14 protein-coding genes and 1 tRNA gene are annotated in these 19,163 nt (G+C 64.5%); 9 read left to right on the top strand and 6 right to left on the bottom strand.

The window, feature by feature from the left end; genetic code table 11:
- Nucleotides 1-38: 38 nt before the first annotated feature.
- The 3 genes from ACVISU_RS19515 to ACVISU_RS19505 form a co-directional block, all read right to left on the bottom strand.
- The gene (locus ACVISU_RS19515; protein ID WP_456708006.1) at nucleotides 39-839 is read right to left on the bottom strand and encodes an FAD binding domain-containing protein; all 801 of its coding nucleotides are present in this window, start codon (nucleotides 837-839) and stop codon (nucleotides 39-41) included.
- Between the two features lie 13 nt (nucleotides 840-852).
- Nucleotides 853-3,192 (bottom strand): xanthine dehydrogenase family protein molybdopterin-binding subunit, encoded by a 2,340-nt coding sequence (locus ACVISU_RS19510; RefSeq protein ID WP_456708005.1) that lies wholly within the window; start codon nucleotides 3,190-3,192, stop codon nucleotides 853-855.
- A gap of 90 nt (nucleotides 3,193-3,282) precedes the next feature.
- Nucleotides 3,283-3,768, bottom strand: coding sequence for a (2Fe-2S)-binding protein (locus tag ACVISU_RS19505; protein ID WP_456708004.1), 486 nt, complete (start codon nucleotides 3,766-3,768; stop codon nucleotides 3,283-3,285).
- Nucleotides 3,769-4,170: 402 nt separating this feature from the next.
- Between ACVISU_RS19505 and ACVISU_RS19500 the strand changes: the two genes are divergently transcribed.
- From ACVISU_RS19500 to ACVISU_RS19485, 4 genes are all read left to right on the top strand, one after another.
- Nucleotides 4,171-5,886, top strand: a complete 1,716-nt coding sequence (locus ACVISU_RS19500) for a PQQ-dependent methanol/ethanol family dehydrogenase (protein ID WP_050401757.1) — start codon at nucleotides 4,171-4,173, stop codon at nucleotides 5,884-5,886.
- Nucleotides 5,887-5,913: 27 nt separating this feature from the next.
- On the top strand, nucleotides 5,914-7,131 hold the full coding sequence (locus ACVISU_RS19495; RefSeq protein WP_456710860.1) for a c-type cytochrome: 1,218 nt from the start codon (nucleotides 5,914-5,916) through the stop codon (nucleotides 7,129-7,131).
- A 36-nt stretch (nucleotides 7,132-7,167) separates the two neighbouring features.
- A complete protein-coding gene (locus ACVISU_RS19490) occupies nucleotides 7,168-7,848 on the top strand; it encodes a response regulator (protein WP_456708003.1) in 681 nt (226 codons plus the stop codon).
- Between the two features lie 117 nt (nucleotides 7,849-7,965).
- Nucleotides 7,966-8,712, top strand: coding sequence for a LuxR C-terminal-related transcriptional regulator (locus ACVISU_RS19485; RefSeq protein WP_063695474.1), 747 nt, complete (start codon nucleotides 7,966-7,968; stop codon nucleotides 8,710-8,712).
- Here ACVISU_RS19485 and ACVISU_RS19480 read toward each other — a convergent pair.
- Both ACVISU_RS19480 and ACVISU_RS19475 read right to left on the bottom strand, forming a co-directional pair.
- Nucleotides 8,707-10,080 (bottom strand): ATP-binding response regulator, encoded by a 1,374-nt coding sequence (locus ACVISU_RS19480; RefSeq protein WP_050401760.1) that lies wholly within the window; start codon nucleotides 10,078-10,080, stop codon nucleotides 8,707-8,709. The genes ACVISU_RS19485 and ACVISU_RS19480 overlap by 6 nt on opposite strands.
- The gene (locus ACVISU_RS19475) at nucleotides 10,077-11,255 is read right to left on the bottom strand and encodes an FIST N-terminal domain-containing protein (protein ID WP_456708002.1); all 1,179 of its coding nucleotides are present in this window, start codon (nucleotides 11,253-11,255) and stop codon (nucleotides 10,077-10,079) included. The genes ACVISU_RS19480 and ACVISU_RS19475 overlap by 4 nt, the downstream gene beginning before the upstream one ends.
- Before the next feature lie 446 nt (nucleotides 11,256-11,701).
- On the opposite strand from ACVISU_RS19475, the gene ACVISU_RS19470 reads away from it, so the two are divergent.
- Entirely contained in the window at nucleotides 11,702-13,735 is a 2,034-nt protein-coding gene (locus tag ACVISU_RS19470; RefSeq protein ID WP_456708001.1) for a methyl-accepting chemotaxis protein, read from the top strand.
- 141 nt (nucleotides 13,736-13,876) lie between these two features.
- Here ACVISU_RS19470 and ACVISU_RS19465 read toward each other — a convergent pair whose 3' ends face one another.
- Nucleotides 13,877-14,269: a DUF3175 domain-containing protein gene (locus ACVISU_RS19465; RefSeq protein ID WP_050401763.1), complete on the bottom strand. Its 393-nt coding sequence runs from the start codon at nucleotides 14,267-14,269 to the stop codon at nucleotides 13,877-13,879.
- 181 nt (nucleotides 14,270-14,450) lie between these two features.
- Between ACVISU_RS19465 and ACVISU_RS19460 the strand changes: the two genes are divergently transcribed.
- The 4 genes from ACVISU_RS19460 to ACVISU_RS19445 all read left to right on the top strand — a co-directional run bounded on the left by ACVISU_RS19460 (nucleotide 14,451) and on the right by ACVISU_RS19445 (nucleotide 19,048).
- Complete coding sequence (locus ACVISU_RS19460) at nucleotides 14,451-15,941, top strand: MFS transporter (protein ID WP_456708000.1); 1,491 nt, start codon at nucleotides 14,451-14,453, stop codon at nucleotides 15,939-15,941.
- A gap of 3 nt (nucleotides 15,942-15,944) precedes the next feature.
- On the top strand, nucleotides 15,945-16,778 hold the full coding sequence (gene otsB / locus ACVISU_RS19455; RefSeq protein WP_456707999.1) for a trehalose-phosphatase: 834 nt from the start codon (nucleotides 15,945-15,947) through the stop codon (nucleotides 16,776-16,778).
- A 200-nt stretch (nucleotides 16,779-16,978) separates the two neighbouring features.
- Nucleotides 16,979-18,430 (top strand): trehalose-6-phosphate synthase, encoded by a 1,452-nt coding sequence (locus ACVISU_RS19450; protein ID WP_456707998.1) that lies wholly within the window; start codon nucleotides 16,979-16,981, stop codon nucleotides 18,428-18,430.
- A 528-nt stretch (nucleotides 18,431-18,958) separates the two neighbouring features.
- Nucleotides 18,959-19,048, top strand: a tRNA-Ser gene (locus ACVISU_RS19445).
- Nucleotides 19,049-19,163 lie beyond the last annotated feature (115 nt).

The raw sequence follows: 19,163 nt of genomic DNA, 5'->3' as shown, positions 1-19,163 counted from the left end.
GCATCGCTGCGCGCCGCCGCTCGACTTGTGTTTAGACGCTATCCCGCGGCGGTGACCGCGCGCTGTCCCATCACCTTCACCAGGTTGGCGCGGTAATCCGCCGAGCCGTGGATGTCCGCGAGCAGGCCGCTCGCCGGGATCGTGACGGCATCGAGCGCCGAGGCCGCCCAGTTCGCCTTCAACGCCTGCTCGATCGGCGCCACCCGCATCACGCCGCTCTGCGACGCACCGGTCGCGGCGACGCGGACGTCGCCCGACTTGGTCTTGGCGACGAACACGCCGGTCAGCGCAAAGCGCGAGGCAGGATGCCGCATCTTGGCATAGGCCGCCTTGGCCGGGACCGGGAACGCGACCTGCGTGATGATCTCGCCGTCCTCGAGCGCCGTCGAGAACAGGCCCTTGAAGAAGTCCTCCGCTGCGATCGACCGCTTGTTGGTCTTGACCGTCGCGCCGAGCGCCAGCACCGCTGCCGGATAATCCGCCGCCGGGTCGTTGTTGGCGAGCGAGCCGCCGATCGTGCCGCGATAGCGTACGGCGGGATCGCCGATCATCGACGCCAGTTTGGCGAGCGCCGGGATCGCCTTCTGCACGGCGTCGCTTTGCGCCACATCGTAATGCGGCGTAGCGGCCTTGATGGTGACGGTGTCGCCCGAAACCTCGATGCCGATCATCTCCTGCACCTTGGAGAGGTCGATCACGTCCGAGGGTGAAGCAAGACGCTGCTTCATCACCGGGAGCAGGGTTTGTCCGCCGGCGAGGAATTTTGATTCCGCGCCTTTGGCGAAGGTTGCGGCGGCGTCGGCGACTGAGGAAGCGCGATGATAATTGGTCTCGTACATGGCTCTTCCTCCCTCAACCGTGAATGGCGTGCCAGACGGAATCGGGCGTCGCCGGCATTTCGAGCTTGTTGTTGCCGATGGCGTCCGTGATCGCGTTGATCACGGCAGCAGAGGCGCCGATCGCGCCGGCTTCGCCGCAGCCCTTGACGCCGAGCGGATTGCCCGGACACAGCGTCGTGGTGTGGGAGAGCTGGAACGACGGCAGGTCGTCGGCGCGCGGCATGGTGTAATCCATGAAAGACGCGGTCACGAGCTGACCGGTGTCGTCATAGACCGCACCCTCGAGCAGCGCCTGGCCGATGCCCTGCGCAAGGCCGCCATGGACCTGGCCCTCGACAATCATCGGGTTGATCAGCCGGCCGAAATCGTCCGCCGCCACGAAGTTGACGAAGGAGGTCTTGCCGGTGCCCGGATCGACCTCGAGTTCGCAGATATAGGCGCCGGCCGGGAAGGTGAAGTTGGTCGGGTCGTAGAACGCGGTCTCCTTCAGGCCGGGCTCCATGCCGTCGGGCAGATTGTGCGCGGTGTAGGCGGCGAGCGCGACCATCGGCAACGCGATCGACTTGTCGGTGCCGGTGACCTTGAACTCGCCGTTCTCGATCACGATGTCGCTCTCGGACGCCTCGAGCGCATGCGCCGCGATCTTCTTGGCCTTGGCCTCGACCTTCTCCATCGCCTTCACGATCGCGGTGCCGCCGACCGCGAGTGAGCGCGAGCCGTAGGTGCCCATGCCGAACTGCACCTTGTCGGTGTCGCCATGGACGATCGAGACCTGGCTGATCGGCACACCGAGCCGCTCGGCGATGATCTGGCAGAACGTCGTCTCATGGCCCTGGCCGTGGCTGTGCGAGCCGGTCAGCACCTCGATGGTGCCGACCGGATTGACGCGGATCTCCGCGGACTCCCACAGGCCGACGCCGGCGCCGAGACTGCCGACGGCCTTCGACGGCGCGATGCCGCAGGCCTCGATGTAGCAGGAGACGCCGATGCCGCGCAGCTTGCCACTGGCTTTCGCCTTGGCCTTGCGGGCCGGGAAGCCGGCATAGTCGATCGCCTTCATCGCGGCGTCGATCGAGGCATGGAAGTCGCCGATGTCATACGCCATGATGACGGGCGTCTGATACGGGAACTGGGTGATGAAGTTCTTCTTGCGCAGCTCGGCCGGATCGACCTTCAACTGCCGCGCCGCCGTCTCCATCATGCGCTCGATCAGGTAGCTCGCCTCCGGGCGGCCGGCGCCGCGATAGGCGTCGACCGGCGTGGTGTTGGTGTAGACGCCGATCACCTCGGCGTAGATCGCCGGGATCACGTACTGGCCCGACAGCAGCGTTGCGTAGAGATAGGTCGGCACCGCCGAGGAGAACAGCGACATATAGGCGCCGAAATTGGCGTGGGTCTTCACCCTGAGGCCAAGGATCTTGTTGTCCTTGTCGAACGCCATCTCCGCCTTCGAGACATGGTCGCGGCCGTGCGCGTCGGTGAGGAAGGCTTCCGAACGGTCGCCGGTCCACTTCACCGGGCGACCCACTTTCTTGGAGGCCCACAGCGCCACCATCTCTTCCGGATAGATGTAGATCTTGGAGCCGAAGCCGCCGCCGACGTCGGGCGCGATCACGCGCAGCTTGTGCTCGGGCGCGATGTTGTAGAACGCCGACAGCACGAGGCGGGCGACGTGCGGGTTCTGCGACGTGGTGTAGAGCGTGTAGTGCTCTTCGGCCTGGTCGTAATGTGCGACCGCCGCGCGCGGCTCCATCGCGTTCGGCACCAGGCGGTTGTTGGTGAGCTCCAGCGTCACCACATTGGCCGCCTTGCTGAAGGCGTCCTTCACCGCAGCTTCGTCACCGAGATGCCAGTCATAGACGATGTTGCCGGGGGCTTCGGGATGCAGCTGCGGTGCGCCCGGCTTGATCGCGGCCTTGATGTCGGCCGCCGCGGGAAGCTCTTCGTAGTCGACGACGACGGCTTCCGCCGCGTCCCTGGCCTGGTTCTTGGTCTCGGCGATCACCACCGCGACCGCCTGTCCGACGAAGCGCACGGTCTCCGGCGCCATCGCCGGCCACGCGCCCATTTTCATCGGCGAGCCGTCCTTCGAGGTGATCGCCCAGCCGCAGATCAGGTTGCCGACCTTGTCGTCGACGATCTGCTCTCCGGTCAGCACCGCGATCACGCCGGGCATCTTCATTGCCTCGGCGGAGTTGATGCCCTTGACCTTGGCATGTGCATGCGGGCTGCGGATGAAGTGAGCATAGCTCATGCCGACCATCTTAACGTCGTCGACGTAACGTCCTTGTCCGGTGATGAACCGGCGATCTTCCTTGCGCACGACACGTGCGCCAATTCCTTCAACACCCATGGTCTAGTCCTCCCGACCGGAGATTCGATTTGCCGCCGTTTCCATCGAGATCGGCGGTGATGAGCTTGATCGTGTGCGGTGCGTCAGCTGCTATTCGGCAGCCTGCGCGACCTTCATGCGGCCGGCAGCGTCGAGCACCGCCTTGACGATGTTGTGGTAGCCGGTGCAGCGGCAGATGTTGCCTTCGAGCTCGTGGCGAACCGTTTCCTCGTCGAGCTTGCCACTATGGCGGTGCACGATATCGACCGCGGACATGATCATGCCGGGGGTGCAATAGCCGCACTGCAGGCCGTGATTGTCGCGGAACGCCGCCTGCATCGGGTGCAGCTCGTCGCCCTTGGCGAGGCCTTCGATCGTGGTGACGTTGGAGCCAGCCGCCTGGCCGGCCAGCATGGTGCAGGATTTGACCGCCCGTCCGTCGACATGGACGACGCAGGCGCCGCACTGGCTGGTATCGCAGCCGACATGGGTGCCGGTGAGATTGAGGTTTTCGCGCAAGAGGTGCACGAGGAGGGTTCGGTCTTCGACCTCGACCGAGACCGCCTTGCCGTTTACCGTCAGTTTGACTGTAGACACGCGTTTCTCCCAATAGCTTCGTTATGGGCCCAGTAGACCACGCTTCATGTGGGACGTAACCGCGATCAAAGTCGTAGTTGCGGCCCTGTCTTGAAGGCTCCGGGCTGTACGTTTGATCCTAGCAGGCGGCCGTTCAATGGGCAATTTGCAAGCTGCCGGCGGCGCGCTCCGGCGCGATGGATTGCGCGGCGGTGCAAGGGATTCGGTCGGTCGATCTGGTTTGCGCCATGTCAAAAACCGCCGCGACGATTGCTACTACCTTCCGCCTATAACGACAAAAAAGCGTTGCTGGCATTTTCATCGCCGACATAGCGACTGAAGATCGCTGGTTCACGAATTGGGTAGTGAGACGCGGCGCGCGATGCATCCATCGCGGCAACGAAACCATATTGGAGGAAGCCAATGAAGCTGAGGAGCGGGATTTTCTTTGCCGGCGTGTCGCTGGTCGCCATGGTGCTGGCAGGCGTTACTGCGTCGAAAGCGAATGATTCCGTCGCGAAGGCGGCGTCCGATCCCAACGGATGGGCGATCGCCGGCCACGACTACGGCAACACGCGTTTCAGCCCCCTGAAGCAGATCAATTCCGAGAACGCCGGCAAGCTGCAGCTCGTTTACTCGATGTCGCTCGCTTCGCTGCGCTCCAACGAGTCCTCGCCGGTCGTGATCGGCAAGACGATGTTTGTGTCGACCTCGTGGGGGCCGAAATACGTCTATGCGATCGATGCCGCGACCGGCGCGCGGAAATGGACCTGGCAGCCGGATATTCCGGACGACGTGCTCCAATACGCCTGCTGTGACGTCAACAGCCGCGGCGTGTCCTATGCCGATGGCAAGATCTTCGTCGGCCGGCTCGACGGCAAGCTGACCGCGCTCGATGCCGAGACCGGCAAGGAGCTCTGGACCTCGACCGTGGTCGACTACAAGCAGGGCTCGGTCATCACCTCGCCGCCGCTCATCGTCCGCGACAAGGTGATCACCGGCTTCGGCGGCGGCGAATATGGCGTCCGCGGCTCGTTGCAGGCCTTCAACCTCAAGGACGGCAAGCTGCTCTGGCAGACCTTTACCGTGCCGGCACCGGGCGAGCCCGGCAGCGAGACCTGGAAGGGCGACACCGGGCTGCATGGCGGCGGCGCCGCCTGGCTGGTCGGCTCCTACGACGCCAAGACGGATACGGTCTACTGGGGCACCAGCAACCCGGGACCGTGGAATACCGCGGTCCGCTCCACCGGCGACGGCAATTTCGGCAAGCTGACCAACCTCTATACCGCCTCGACGCTGGCGATCGATCCCAACACCGGCAAGATCAAGTGGCACATCCAGGGCACGCCGGCCGACGCTTGGGATTATGATGGCGTCAACGAGCTGTTGCTCGCCGACCTCAAGATCAAGGGCACCGAGACGCCCGTTCTGATGAAGGCCGATCGCAACGGCTTCTTCTTCGTTGCCAACCGCGAGACCGGCAAGGTCCTCTCGGCCGAGAAGTACGTCTTCGCCAACTGGGCCAAGAAGTGGGACGTCAACACGATGCGGGCGGAAGAGGATCCGGACAAGCGTCCGGGCCCGGGCCACCCCGCCAAGGACATCTGCCCGAACCTGATCGGCGGCAAGAACTGGCAGCCGATGTCGTTCAATCCGCAGACCGGCCTCGTCTACATCCCGAGCAACAACGTCTGCATGGACTGGTCGGTCTCTGACGTGAACTACAAGCGCGGCGTGTTCTATCTCGGTGCCGAATTCCCGACCAAGCCGGGCCCCGGCGGCTTCCTCGGCGAGCTCGTGGCCTGGGATCCGGTCGCCAACAAGAAGGTGTGGAGCATCAAGGAAGACCTGCCCTTCAACGGCGGCACGCTGACGACCGGCGGCAACCTGGTGTTCTCGGGCAATCTGCACGGCGACTTCCGCGCCATCGATGCCAAGAACGGCAAGGTGCTATGGAGCAAGAACCTCGGCAGCGGCATCGGCGCGGGTCCCGTGACCTACTCGGTCGACGGCAAGCAGTATGTCGCGATCGTGGTCGGACGCACCGCGGCACTGCCGGCCTTCCTTGGTGACATCGGCAAGAAGATGGTCGCCGCGGCGCCCGAAGGCGGCTCGCTGTTCGTGTTCGCCCTGCAATAAACGATCGTCCAGGAGGCAGCATTGTCGGTGTCCTGCATCGCCCGAAACGAACTGCGCACCCCCTCGCGCAACATGCGGTTGGACCGTGCAATCCGGACCGTGCTGCTCTCCGGCCTGCTGATGGCGCCGGCGCTTATGGTGCCGGCCCTGGCGGCCGGCGCCGACGAGACAAAGCCGCCGCTGCGGCTCTGCGCCGACCCGACCAATCTGCCGTTCTCGAGCGACGACCCCGCCAAGCCCGGCCTCTATCTCGAGATCGGCCATGCGGTGGCGCAGAAGCTCGGCCGCACGGTGAGCACCAATTGGTACAAGTCCTATTTCGGCAAGCGCACCGTGCGCGAGACCTTGCTCAGCAAGCAGTGCGACGCCATGGTCGGGCTGCCCTTGATCGACGATTTCATGGGCCCGGCGGTGATCTTCTCCAAGCCGATCGCCCATGAAGGTTACGCGCTGGTCGGCGGCAGGGACCGCAAGCTTGCCGGGATCGACGACCTCAAGGGATTGCGGGTTGCGGTGCAATATCAGTCGACGCCGCAGAACCTGCTGGCGCTGCGTGACGACATCCAGAAGGTCACGGTGTTGAGCCCGGAAGAGGGCATGGCGGCCCTCGACCAGGGCAAGGTCGACATCGCCTTCATCTGGGCGCCGGTGGCGGGGTGGCTCAACAAGACCAGCTCCGGCGACAAGTATCAGATCGTGTCGACCGAGGGCGACGGCCTGCTCTGGGCGACCGCGATCGGCTTTGCCAAGGCGTCCGGCGCGTTGCGCGATGAAGTCGACGCCGTGCTGCCCTCGCTGGCGCCGGAGATTTCGGCGCTATTTGCCAAGTACGGCGTGCCGGACGGCGCGCCGGTGAAGTTTGGCCAAGCAACCCAGGCGACGGCGTCGTCCACTGGCGCGGCCGAGCCCGCCACGGTCGGGCAGGCGGCTTCGACCGAGAAGCCGGTCCAAACAGCTGCGATCGCCGCAGATACCAAGGGCGATGCCACCGCGGGGCGGGAGGTCTTCAACGGCACCTGCGCCCACTGCCATGGTCCGGACGCGGTGCAGGCCGAGCGAAAGATCGATCTCAGGCTGCTCAAGAAGCGCTATGCTGACGACATGGAACAGACATTCTGGAAGACGGTCCATGACGGGCGGCCAGCCAAGGGCATGCCGGCCTGGAAGGACGTCTTCAGCGACGACGAGCTCAGAAACGTATATGCCTATCTGCAGAGTGTGCAGGATACCGGCGGATCGGACTAGCTTCGGCCGACGGCGCATAACAGTGCGAGGGTCCTCATGATGGGGTTCCTGATCATCGACGATCACCCCCTGTTCGGAGAGGCGCTTGGCAACGCCATCCGCATCTCGCATCCCGATGCCCGGATCTATGAGGCGACCTCGATCAAGGGCGCTCTTGGCATCCTCGCCAGCGAGCCGAACATCGATCTTGCGCTGCTCGACCTGTTGCTGCCCGACGTGGTCGGCTTCTCCGGCTTCCAGAAAATCCGGGATCGCTATCCGCGGCTGCCGATCGCGATCGTCTCCAGCGAAGAGGACAAGCACACCATCCGCGAGGCGCTGGAAATGGGCGCGGTCGGCTATCTGCCGAAATCGACCTCGCTCGGCGAGCTGTCGCAGGCGATCGCGCGCGTGCTGAGCGGCTCGGTCTCGGCGCCGCGGGATTTCGTCGCGGTCGGCGCGCTGGAGCAGTCCGAGACGGCGCGGACGCTGCGTGAGCGGATCCAGAAGCTGACGCCGCAGCAGATTCGCGTGCTTCACCTGATCGTCCGGGGCCTGCAGAACCGCGAGATCGCCTCCGAACTCAAGCTCGCGGAATCCACGGTGAAAGCGCATGTCACCGAGATCCTGCGCAAGCTGAAGCTGTTCAGCCGCAACAAGGCGATCATCGAGCTCGGCAAGATTCCACTTCCCGTCCTTGAGGCCAGTTCGGGTGCGAAGGCAGAGAAGGCGCCCTAGATTTGCTGCGCTGCAAGGCGAACGCATCCGCGATGCTACCTATAGGCCGCCGCCCGGCTTTGAGATAACGTCGTGCGCAATGGCTGTCATGAGCATCCGAGGGAGGACGGTGCAGCATTGACCACGACCGTGCCCCTGGCGGACCAGCCGCCGGTCGATCAAGCGGGAGCACCTCGACTGCTGATCGTCGAGGACCACCCGCTGTTCCGTGCTGCTCTGATCGGGGTGATCGGGGCCGAGTTTCCCGATGCCGAGGTGCTGCAGGCGACGTCGATCGACGGCGCGCTGGACATGATCGCCACGCGCGACGGTCTCGATCTGATCCTGCTCGACCTGTCGATGCCGGGCACCACGGGCCTGCTTGGCGCCTACCGGGTGCGCGCCGCTGCACCGCGCAGCGCACTCGTGATCGTGTCGGCGCATGACGACTCCCGGATCATCGGCGGCGCGATCGCGCTCGGCATCTCCGGATTCATTCCGAAGTCGACGCCGAAGCTCGAGCTCGCGCGCCTGCTGCGCGGCATCCTCGAAGGCGAGGTGTGCCTGCCGACGCGTTTCCGCGATTCGGCTGCCGCACGGAAGGGCCAGGCCGACACCAAGCAGCTGGTGCAGCAGCTCGGCCAGTTCACCGCGCAGCAGCTTCGGGTGCTCGACATGATCTGTCACGGCCTGCAGAACAAGCACATCGCCTATCAGCTCGATATCTCGGTCACCACCGTGAAGGTGCATGTCTCGGAGATCCTGCGCAAGCTCGGTGTGCGCAGCCGGACCGAGGCCATCATCGCGCTGTCGAAACTGGATTTCGGCAAGCACGACCACGCGCCGGTGACGGCGCCGCCACCGTCGCACGGCGCTGAATCATAACCTCGCGCTCGACTGCTCCGCCGCCAGCAAGAAGGACAGCAACGAGCGCATCTCCGCCGGCTTGATCGGCTTCTTCAGCAATTCGTGGCCGAAGGCCGAGACGTCGGAAGCGGCCTTGGCCGAGTAGTCGGCGGTCACGATGATCGCCGGAACCTTGGCGTTGATTTCGCCGCGGATCACGTCGACGGCCTGGATGCCGGTCTCGCCATTGTCGAGATGCAGATCGGCGATGATGGCGTCGGGAATGCCGTCCAGCGCATGGATGCGCTCGAGCGCCTCGGTCTTGGAGATCGTCACCGCGACGTCGCAGCCCCATTTCTCCAGGAGATGGGCGAGGCCCTCGGCGCTGGACAGGTCGTTCTCGATCAGCAGGATCTTCGCACCCTCCATGCCGCCATAGCGGTAGTCGACGCTGGCCTGCTCGCGGACCGGGATCGCAACCGGATCGAAGGTGCGGGGCACGGTCACGGAGAACACCGAGCCTTTGCCGGCGCGCGAGCTCAGCCTGATGTTATGGCCGAGCAGGTCGGCAAACCGGCGCACGATCGAAAGGCCAAGCCCGATGCCGGCCTTGTCGCCGGCGCCGGCGTCGCCGCGCTGAAACTCGACGAAGATCGCCTCGCGCTCGGCTTCCGGGATGCCCGGCCCGGTGTCGTGCACCTCGATGCAGATGTCGTCGCCCTTGCGGCGGCATCCCATAAGCACGGTGCCGCGCTGGGTGTAGCGTAGCGCGTTGGCGACAAGGTTCTGCAGGATCCGGCGAAGCATCAGCGGGTCGGAGCGAACTACCGCAGACGAGGGCATGATCCGGAAGCCGAGGTTGCGCTTGGCCGCGGTGGCGACAAATTCCTGCTCCAGCGCCTCAAACAGCGCGACGATTGCGACCGGACCGATTTCGGGCCTGAGCACACCGGCATCGAGTTTCGAGATATCGAGCAGGGTCCGCAGCATGTCTTCCAGCGTCGCCAGCGACCGGTCGATCTGGTCGGTCAGCGCGCCGCTCTTGGGTTCGGTGGCCATTTCAGCCAGCGCGGACAGTGTCAGCCGTGCCGCGTTCAGCGGCTGCAGCAGGTCATGCGTCACGGACACCAGCACCGATGACTTCAGCGAGCTTGCCGCCTCGGCCTGCTGCTTGGCCTGCAGCAGGCGTCCGTTGGTTTTCTCCAGCGATTGCAGCGCCTGCTTGAGCTGCTGGGTGCGGTCGCGCACCTGCTGATCCAGCGCGATCGCGGTCTCGAACAGAGAGAAGGCGTTGAGCTGCTGGTCGGTCGAACGTTCGACCCGCGACATCAGCGCCGCGTTGATCTTGCGCAGCTTCTCGGCTTCGCGTTCGAGGGCGGCAATGCGCATGGTATTGCTGTCGGTCATTGCGGCGCGACAGCCCGCTTGCCGATGGCGATGCCGGTCAGCGTCTGGTTGACATGCATCGAGCGATACTGCTCGCCATAGGTCTGAAAGCCAATCACTTTGTTGCGGCGATAGAGCTCCGACATCTCCCGCGACAGCTGGCGCTGCTCGACATCGAGCCGGCGCAGCACGCATTCGAAGCCGATGAACATCGAGACCTCGCCGAGATCCTCGGTCAACTCCTTGAGCAGGCGGCTCGTCACGTCGATCGGATCGCGCTCGCGCGCCACCGTCAGCACCATGCCCTCATCGATGGCACAGAAGAACTGCAGCGACCCGTCTGGATGGGTGCGCTGGATCGACCGCGCATAATAGGCGCCGCCGACCCGGACCAGCACCGGATGGGCGGCAAAGGAGAACAATTCGAGCTTGCTGTCGCTGAGGCCGACGGCGCGGGAATATTCCAGCGCGGCCGCTTCGGCATTCAACTCCTTGACGATGCGGTGCTCGGTGTCGGCCTCGGTCACCACCATCTTGGTCGAGGTCGGCTCGAAATGGTCGCACTTGAAGGGGCGGAACGGCAGCCGGGTCCGGATCAGGATCAAGACAGCGGCATCGCTGTGGGCCCTGCCGCCGTGGAAGACCCAGGACTTCTCGAAGCGCAACCCGTCGCCGGCAGAGCCGCCGACCACCGGAATGTCCCCAAGCGATGCGTAGATCGCCGACATGATGGTCTCCTCACGCTGGCACATGCCGTCGATGAAGAGCAGCCCGAAGGACTCGTCGGTGTGGTCGCAATGCTCGGTGCGCTGGGCGAATTCGTTCTGCAACTCGGTGCAGATCGAGCGGCCGTGGTCGACCCGAAAGGTCGAGACGTCGAACAGCGGACGGGCCGCGATGACGAAATCCGCGGCGCTGAAGCCCATCGCGACCACGCTATCCTCGTCCCAGCCGCCGGGCGATAATTCGCCGGCCGTGGTGCAGCCGAAGATCGGCACGTCGGGCATCCGCTGCGACAGCTCGGCAATGAATTCCTGCGGTTGATAGAACGGCGACACGAACACCACGAGCATGGCGAGATCGGCCGTCGCCAGTTGGCGCGCGATCTCGTCGGCTGCTTGCCGCGGCCCGTCGGTCTTTGCCTGCACCACGACAATACTGTCGGTGGCGCTGCCGTTCTGCTTCGCCAAAGGCATTCTCCCTGACCAGAATTTTTTGTTTTTCTTGGCGCGGTCTGTCGTGACCGCGCGGGTCGTAACGGCATACGGGCCATGCCACGATTGGTTGCGGTCAGGCCCGCCGGTTCTAGATCGTGAGGGGAAATGTCATTGGCCGGGCGATTTTGCCGGCAGCTGCGTCCGTCGCAAGCGACAACGGCGCCGTTCGACGCGATGACATGGGACACCTCCCGATGCGTTCTCCCGGCCCGGGCAGGGACAGGTTTGATCGGTTCTAAACTATCGGGCCGGACCCGCGCGTCAATCCGCAAGCCTACCGCCTTTGCCCGACCAAGGTAGTACCGGGCGGCCGCTGCCCATTTACCGGGCCTTATCGATTCTGCCTTAGTTTTGCGCTCCGGGGTGTGAGGTGGCGGGTTGCTGCCGGACCCTGCGTGGTTTTCAGAATGAAGACGGGGGTTGGAATGCCGGGACTCAAGCGATCGCTGTCGATCAGGTTCCCAACCCTCAGATTTCAAGCCAAGATCATGCTCGGCTTTGCCGTCACGCTGGCGCTGTCGGCGGCCACCATGGGCTTCGCCTATATGGGCTTCGAGCGGGTCTCCGCCGGGGTCGGCTCCTACCGGCAGAGCGTCGCGGAAGCCGATCTTGCCCGCAACATCGATCGCGAATTGATCTCCTATCGATCGTTGGCGCGCTACTACGTCGCGACCGGCAAGGAGGATGACGCCAAGGCCGCGCTCGCCGCCGAGGCCAACCTGAAGGACGCCATCGTGGCGTCGATGAAGGGCACCACCAATCCCGCCCGGCTCGAGCAGGTCACCAAGCTGGAGCGCGAATTCCGCGCCTTCACCAAGATCTTTGCCGAGATCGTCCGCACAAAGGACGAGAGCGCGCAGACCGCACAGAACAAGCTGGTCCGCAGTGCGACTTCGATGCGCTACAAGCTCGACGATCTGCCGAGCAATGCCGACGATTCCGAGCTGCAGTCGATTCAGTTCGGGGCCAAGAAAGTTTCCGATCAGCTGCAGTCGATCACCGGCGCCGTCAACACGTTCGTCGTCAACGGCGACAAGACGGTCGCCTCCAGCGCGCTCGCCCGGTTGAAATTCGCCGACAATCTCGTGAAGGGGATCACCTCGAAGAACGAGCGGATCACGCAGGGCGTGAAGGACATTACCGCCCTGCTTGAAGAGTACCGCGAGGCGCTGGCCAAGCTGATAGCGAATGCCAAGTCGATCGACGAATTGACCGTTGAGATGACGGAATCCGCGGCCGCCATCAGCCAGGGTGCGGCAGCGATGAAGTCCGACCTGCTCGCCGATCAGAAGCGGCTCGAGAACGAATCGCATTCCATGATCGGCGAGACCGAGCGGCTGATCCTGATGCTTGCTGCCGGCAGCTTCGTGCTCGGCCTCGGCTGGGCCTTCCTGCTCGGCAAGGGGATCTCGCGGCCGATCGCGGCAATGTGTGCGGCGATGCGCGAGCTCGCGGCGGGCAATTTCGACGTGGTGCTGCCCGGTCTCGGCCGTCGCGACGAACTTGGCGAGATGGCCGGCGCCGTCGAGGAGTTCAAGGTCCAGGCGGTCGCCAAGGCCGAGCGCGATGCCGCGACCCAGGAGGCCCAGAACAAGGCGAGCGCCACCGCACGGCGTGCCGAGCTGATTCGCTTCGCCGACGAATTCGAATCCGCCGTCGGCTCGATCGTCTCCAATGTGTCGGCCTCTGCTGTTCAGCTCGAATCCGCGGCCGGTACGTTGACCCGCACGGCCGAGACCACCCAGAACCTGTCGAGCCAGGTCGCCGGCGCCTCCGAGGAGGCCTCCAGCAACATGCAATCGGTGGCCTCCGCGACCGAGGAGCTGTCGGCGTCGGTCGACGAGATCGGCCGCCGCGCCAAGGAGTCCAGCCAGATCGCCGATTCCGCCGTGCGCCAGGCCGAGCAGACCGATGCTCGGATCGGCAAGCTCTCGCGCGCCGCGCAGGAGATCGGCGACGTCGTCAAGCTGATCACGGCGATCGCCGAGCAGACCAACCTCCTGGCGCTGAACGCCACCATCGAGGCCGCGCGTGCCGGCGATGCGGGGCGCGGCTTCGCGGTGGTCGCATCGGAGGTCAAGTCGCTGGCGAGCCAGACCGCCAAGGCCACCGACGAGATATCCACCCACATCTCGGGCATGCAGGCCGCGACGCAGGAATCGGTCGCCGCCATCAAGGAGATCGGCGGCACGATCGGACAGATCTCCGGGATCGCGACCAACATCGCAAGCTCGGTCGAGCAGCAGAGCGCGGCAACACAGGAGATCGCGCGCAGCGTGCAGAACGTCGCGCAGGGCACCCAGGAAGCTGCCGCCAGCATCACCCAGGTCAATCGCGGCGCTACCGAGACGGGAGCCGCCTCCGAAGAGGTGCTGAACTCGGCCCGCTCGCTGTCGGTCGAGAGCTCGCGGCTGCGCGAGGAACTCGACCGCTTCATGGCGAATATCCGCGCGGCGTAGGCGGAACTGCTAGTCGTCGTCCTGGCGAAAAGCCAGGACCCATTACCACAAATGTTTGTGGATCCCGGGGCAACGAGCCGCGTACTTCTTTCGAAGGCCACGGCGTATGAATCCCGGCTTTCGCCAGGGCGACGAAATCAATCAATCTCGCCCGAATTGGTGCTTCAACTCGACCTTGGCGCGTTCCAGCCGTGACCGCTCCGCCTTCGGCAGCGTTCTGCCGGCGCGGTTGATGTAGAAGGTGAGCATCGACAGCGCCGACCGATAGGCGCCACTCTTGCGGCGCGTACTGTGTTCGGCGGATGCCTTCAGCGATGCCGCGATCTTCTTTGCGCTGGCCTGCTTGAACACGCCGTGCTCGAGGTCGAGCGCGTCGCTCTCCTTCGTCACCCGCTGCGACCAGCGTTTCGACGGCGTTTTCCTCGCGCCGCGCGTGCGGCGCGCCGTGCTCGTGGATCGCGCGGCCGATTTTCGTACTGATTTCCTCGGTGATTTTCTTGCCGTCTTGCGCGTCGCTTTCTTGTGTGCGGCCATCGATGCCTCCGTGGCTGTTGAACCAAAACCGCTCGCGCAGCCGCGGTTCCTATGCCGCATTGCGGGAACCGATGCGGTGCTGCGGCGTTGACGTTGCGTGGCGGGCACTCCGTTTGCCGCAATCCTGGGAAAGAGAACCTTGGAACAACCGTTCCGGGGCCTTTGCCATTGGTCAATTCTGATGACACTGCAGCCGACCCAATTGAGCTCTGCGGCGACGCGCGAGGCCGTGGCCCCGGCCACGCCAGATGATGACCGCATCATCGAGACCTCGATCCCCCTTCGGCTCGACAACCTCCGCTGGAGCAGCTTCCACACCCGCGTCGTGCTGGCGCTCGGCATCACCTGGATCCTCGACGGGCTCGAAGTGACGCTGGCCGGTGCGCTGTCGGGCGCGCTGAAGGAGAGCCCGACCATGGGGTTCTCCAACGCCGATGTCGGGCTTGCCAGCAGCGCCTATCTTGCCGGCGCCGTGCTTGGCGCCCTCGGCTTCGGCTGGCTCACCGACCGCATCGGGCGCAAGAAGCTGTTCTTCATTACGCTTGCGGTTTATCTCTCGGCCACCGCCGCGACCGCGCTGTCGTGGAATATCGCGAGCTACGCGCTGTTTCGCTTTCTCACCGGCGCCGGCATCGGTGGCGAATACACCGCGATCAATTCGACCATCCAGGAGCTGGTGCCGGCGCGCTATCGCGGCTGGACCGACCTCGTCATCAACGGCAGCTTCTGGATCGGCGCCGCGATCGGCGCGCTGAGCGCGATCGTCCTGCTCGATCCCGCGTTCCTTGCTCCGGACCACGGCTGGCGGATCGCCTATTTCACCGGTGCGGTGCTCGGCCTCGTCGTGCTGTTGATGCGGATGTGGATTCCGGAAAGTCCGCGCTGGCTGATGATCCACGGTCGCCCCGACGAAGCCCACAGGATCGTCGCCGATATCGAGACCTCGGTGCTAGGTCACGAACAGTCGAGCGCAGACTTTGACAAGATCAGACTTCGGATGCGCGATCACACGCCGCTGCGCGAGGTAGCGGTGACGCTGTTCTCCACCTACCGGCAGCGCTCGATGGTCGGGTTGACGCTGATGGCCGCGCAGGCCTTCTTCTACAATGCGATCTTCTTCACCTTCGCGCTGATCCTGACCGATTTCTTCGGCATCGCCGCCAGCAATGTCGGCTGGTACATCCTCCCCTTCGCCGCCGGCAACTTCTTCGGGCCGCTGCTGCTGGGCCGGTTGTTCGACACGCTCGGCCGCCGCACCATGATCGCGCTGACCTATGGCGCCTCTGGCGTGCTGCTGGCGCTATCAGGCTATCTGTTCTCGATCGGCGTGTTCAGTGCGCAGACCCAGACCATCGCCTGGATGGTGATCTTCTTCTTCGCTTCGCCGGCCGCGAGCGCCGCCTATCTCACCGTCAGCGAGACGTTTCCGCTCGAGGTCCGCGCGCTCGCGATCGCCGTCTTCTACGCTGTTGGCACCGGCATCGGCGGGGTGCTCGGACCCGCGCTGTTCGGCGTGCTGATCGACACCGGATCGCGCAACAGCGTGTTCGCCGGCTACCTCTTGGGGTCGGCGCTCATGATCGTCGCGGCAGCCGTCGCATGGCGCTACGCCGTCGCGGCCGAGCGAAAATCGCTCGAATCAGTCGCGCGGCCACTGGCATGTGTGGAGTAGACTATGACGAAGCAAGAATTGGCCGAAATGCCCATGGATGATGATATCGCCCCTGACGTGACGACCGGCAGCGTGCCGGCGCCTGCATCGCTCGTTCCGCCGCTGGATCACACCGCGGTGTTGCTCGACATCGACGGCACGCTGCTCGATTTCGCCCCGACGCCGCGCGAGGTCTGGGTGCCGCCGGAGCTCGCGACCACGCTGAAGCGGTTGCATGATCGCACTGGCGGCGCGCTGGCGCTGGTCAGCGGCCGCTCGCTCAACGATATCGACCTGATCTTCGCGCCGGAGGTGTTTCCCGCGATCGGCGGCCATGGCGCGGAGATGCGGCTGCAGCCGGACAGCGAGGCGGTCGCCGCGCACGCGCCGCCGCTTGACAAGGAATTGAAGCGTCGCCTCGCCGCGATCGCCAAGCTCAGCCCCGGCATTCTGCTCGAGGATAAGGGCTACTCGCTGGCGCTGCACTATCGGCTCGCGCCGCAGGCGGAGAGGGCGATCTATGAGGCGGTGTCGCTGATCCGCGCCGAGCTGCCGAACGCGCCGATCGAGGTGCTGCCGGGCAAGAGCGTCTGCGAGATCAAGCATTCCGGCTTCACCAAGGCGACCGGCGTGCGCGAGCTGATGACCCATGAGCCCTTCAAGAGACGCCGCCCGTTCTTTATCGGTGATGACGTTACCGACGAGACGGTGTTTGCGATCATGCCCGATTTCAACGGTCTCGCATTCTCCGTCGGCCGCCGCGCGACCGGCGTTGCCGGACATTTCCAGGGGCCGAGCGACGTGCGCACATTCCTTGCGCGTCTGCTCGACGATGATAGGGACGCCGGCCTGTCCTAACCGAGCGACATTCAGCGCAATGATCGAATGCGGTGCTTTTGCGTCGTGGCGTCAACCTCGCATGAAATTTTCTTTTCGCGAGTTCCCGCGAGTTCCGTGCGCGTTTGTCAGAATTTGGTTTCAATTGGGAGATTCCTTGATCAGGAACCATCTTGATGAATGGTTGTTAATACGCGAGTTGACCAACAGGAGGGGACCGGGTGAACCTCGTCGTCGTATCGAACCGCGTCTCGCGCGGAAAACCCAATGAACCCATGACGGGGGGGCTGGCTGCGGCATTGTTGCCGGTGGTGGAAAAGACAGGGGCCATCTGGGTTGGTTCCAGCGGACGCGTCCGCGACGGGAACTTGAAGGAACCTTTTGCAGAAGTCGAAGCTCTCGGTGCCGGCGCGCTGGCGATGCTCGATTTGCCGGCCGCGCACTATGGCGGCTACTACGAAGGCTTTGCCAATTCGGCGCTGTGGCCTGCGATGCATTCGCGCGCCGACCTGATCCGTGCCTCGCACGAGGACTATCAGAGCTATCGCGAAGTGAATGCGTTCATGGCGCGTGCGCTGCTGCGCTTCCGCAAGCCCGATTCCGTGTTCTGGATCCAGGACTATCATTTCCTCGCGCTCGGCGCCGAGCTGCGCGACCTCGGCGTCACGCAGCCGGTCGGCTTCTTCCTGCACACGCCGTGGCCGGCGCGCGCGGTGATCGCGGGCGTGCCCAATCATCGCGAACTGATCGAGGCGATGCTGTCTTACGACCTGATCGGCTTCCAGACCGATGAGGATTGCGAGAACTTCCTGAGCTACGTGCAGAACGATCTCGATTTCGAGGTGCGCGACGGCGTGATCAATTCGTCGTTCGGTCGCACCCGCGCGGCGGTGTTTCCGATCGGTATCGATCCCGAAAAATTCGCGCAGCAGGCGACCAGGGCGATGACGCATCCCGACGTGACGCGGCTGCGGCGCAGCCTCAACGGCGAGAAGCTCGCGATCGGCGTCGACCGGCTCGACTATTCCAAGGGCCTCGTCAACCGCATCAAGGCGTTCGACAAGATGTGGACGCTGCACCCGAACCTGAAGCGTTCGGTGTCGCTGCTGCAGATCGCAACGCCGTCGCGCGGCGCGATCGAGGCCTATGGCAATCTGGCGAGCGAGGTCGCCAAGCTCGTCACCGACGTCAACGGCATGCATGGCGAGGTGGACTGGACGCCGATCCGCTACCTCAACAAGGGCTTTGGCCAGGGCGTGCTCGCCGGGCTCTACCGCACCGCGCAGGTCGGCGTGGTGACGCCGCTGCAGGACGGCATGAACCTCGTCGCCAAGGAATATGTCGCAGCGCAGAATCCGGCCGACCCCGGCGTGCTGGTGCTGTCGAAATTCGCCGGTGCCGCGAACGAGCTCGACGCCGCGCTGCTGGTCAACCCGCATGACATCGACGGCATGGCACGGACCCTGGCGACCGCGCTCGCGATGCCGCTGACCGAGCGGCGGATGCGCTGGGAAGCCATGATGGAGAAGCTCAACAGCGGCACCATCCAGCAATGGTTCGCCGATTTCATCGAGGCGCTGCAGGATACGCACAATGCGGGTGCCGCGGCGCTGCCGGAGCCACCCAGCCTGTGGCCGCGCCGCACGGCGGATTTTGCCGCGCGATATCACTGAGTCAGCACGGGTTCGCCAGCGCACAGCGAGGATGGGCACGCCAGCGTTTGCCCATCCGGCGCGTCGTCTGCCCGCTCAGTGTCATCACCCGTGCATGCTTGCGCGGATGATCCAGTATTCCAGAGGCGTCCGTGCTTGAGCTGAGACGCGCGGCCTGTTCGTGCGTCGGCCCTCGACGCTGACAGGCTTCGCGAGAGCGCCAAATCCATTCCGGTTGCACGCACTTCTGGTTGACGGTGTCCGGGGTCGTACTCCGCGTGAGCCTCCGGCGTCGTGCTCCGCGTGAGCCAAGGAGTGTAATTGCCACCGGGACGTGACCAGGATCGGTCGATCGATTGCGCTGCCCGATTTGCGCCGGTCTTTGACCGGCCACCGGCCAAAATCGCGCGCCGTGGCGGGCAAGGCCGCCGGAATGCGGCTGACATTGTCGCCAATTTACCCAATATTTTCAATCCGTTGGGGAAATTTCACGCTCCGGCCCCGCGCTCCCTTGCAAAATCCGCCTCAGCCCTTCAAGAGAGGCCTCCCGGAGAGATGGCCGAGTGGCTTAAGGCGCACGCTTGGAAAGCGTGTGTGCGGGAAACCGTACCGTGGGTTCGAATCCCACTCTCTCCGCCACTTTGCCCCGAAATTTCGTACCTCGAAACGGAGACAAGCCCGAAAACTTGGCCGTTTTCGCGGAATCTTGTTGCTCTGGAGAATGTCGGCCGTACTAAAAACGAGCGGCGAATGG

It is taken from the genome of Bradyrhizobium sp. USDA 4452, from assembly GCF_054063575.1.
Note: the sequence above shows the minus strand (reverse complement) of the source record. Positions and strands in the feature narration are given on the sequence as shown.

What these genes read in the sequence shown, in the direction of transcription:
- ACVISU_RS19515 (WP_456708006.1), bottom strand. Translation starts at nt 839, where the DNA reads ATGTACGAGACCAATTATCATCGCGCTTCCTCAGTCGCCGACGCCGCC.
- ACVISU_RS19510 (WP_456708005.1), bottom strand. Translation starts at nt 3,192, where the DNA reads ATGGGTGTTGAAGGAATTGGCGCACGTGTCGTGCGCAAGGAAGATCGC.
- ACVISU_RS19500 (WP_050401757.1), top strand. Translation starts at nt 4,171, where the DNA reads ATGAAGCTGAGGAGCGGGATTTTCTTTGCCGGCGTGTCGCTGGTCGCC.
- ACVISU_RS19490 (WP_456708003.1), top strand. Translation starts at nt 7,168, where the DNA reads ATGATGGGGTTCCTGATCATCGACGATCACCCCCTGTTCGGAGAGGCG.
- ACVISU_RS19480 (WP_050401760.1), bottom strand. Translation starts at nt 10,080, where the DNA reads ATGACCGACAGCAATACCATGCGCATTGCCGCCCTCGAACGCGAAGCC.
- ACVISU_RS19475 (WP_456708002.1), bottom strand. Translation starts at nt 11,255, where the DNA reads ATGCCTTTGGCGAAGCAGAACGGCAGCGCCACCGACAGTATTGTCGTG.
- ACVISU_RS19470 (WP_456708001.1), top strand. Translation starts at nt 11,702, where the DNA reads ATGCCGGGACTCAAGCGATCGCTGTCGATCAGGTTCCCAACCCTCAGA.
- ACVISU_RS19465 (WP_050401763.1), bottom strand. Translation starts at nt 14,269, where the DNA reads ATGGCCGCACACAAGAAAGCGACGCGCAAGACGGCAAGAAAATCACCG.
- ACVISU_RS19460 (WP_456708000.1), top strand. Translation starts at nt 14,451, where the DNA reads ATGACACTGCAGCCGACCCAATTGAGCTCTGCGGCGACGCGCGAGGCC.
- otsB (WP_456707999.1), top strand. Translation starts at nt 15,945, where the DNA reads ATGACGAAGCAAGAATTGGCCGAAATGCCCATGGATGATGATATCGCC.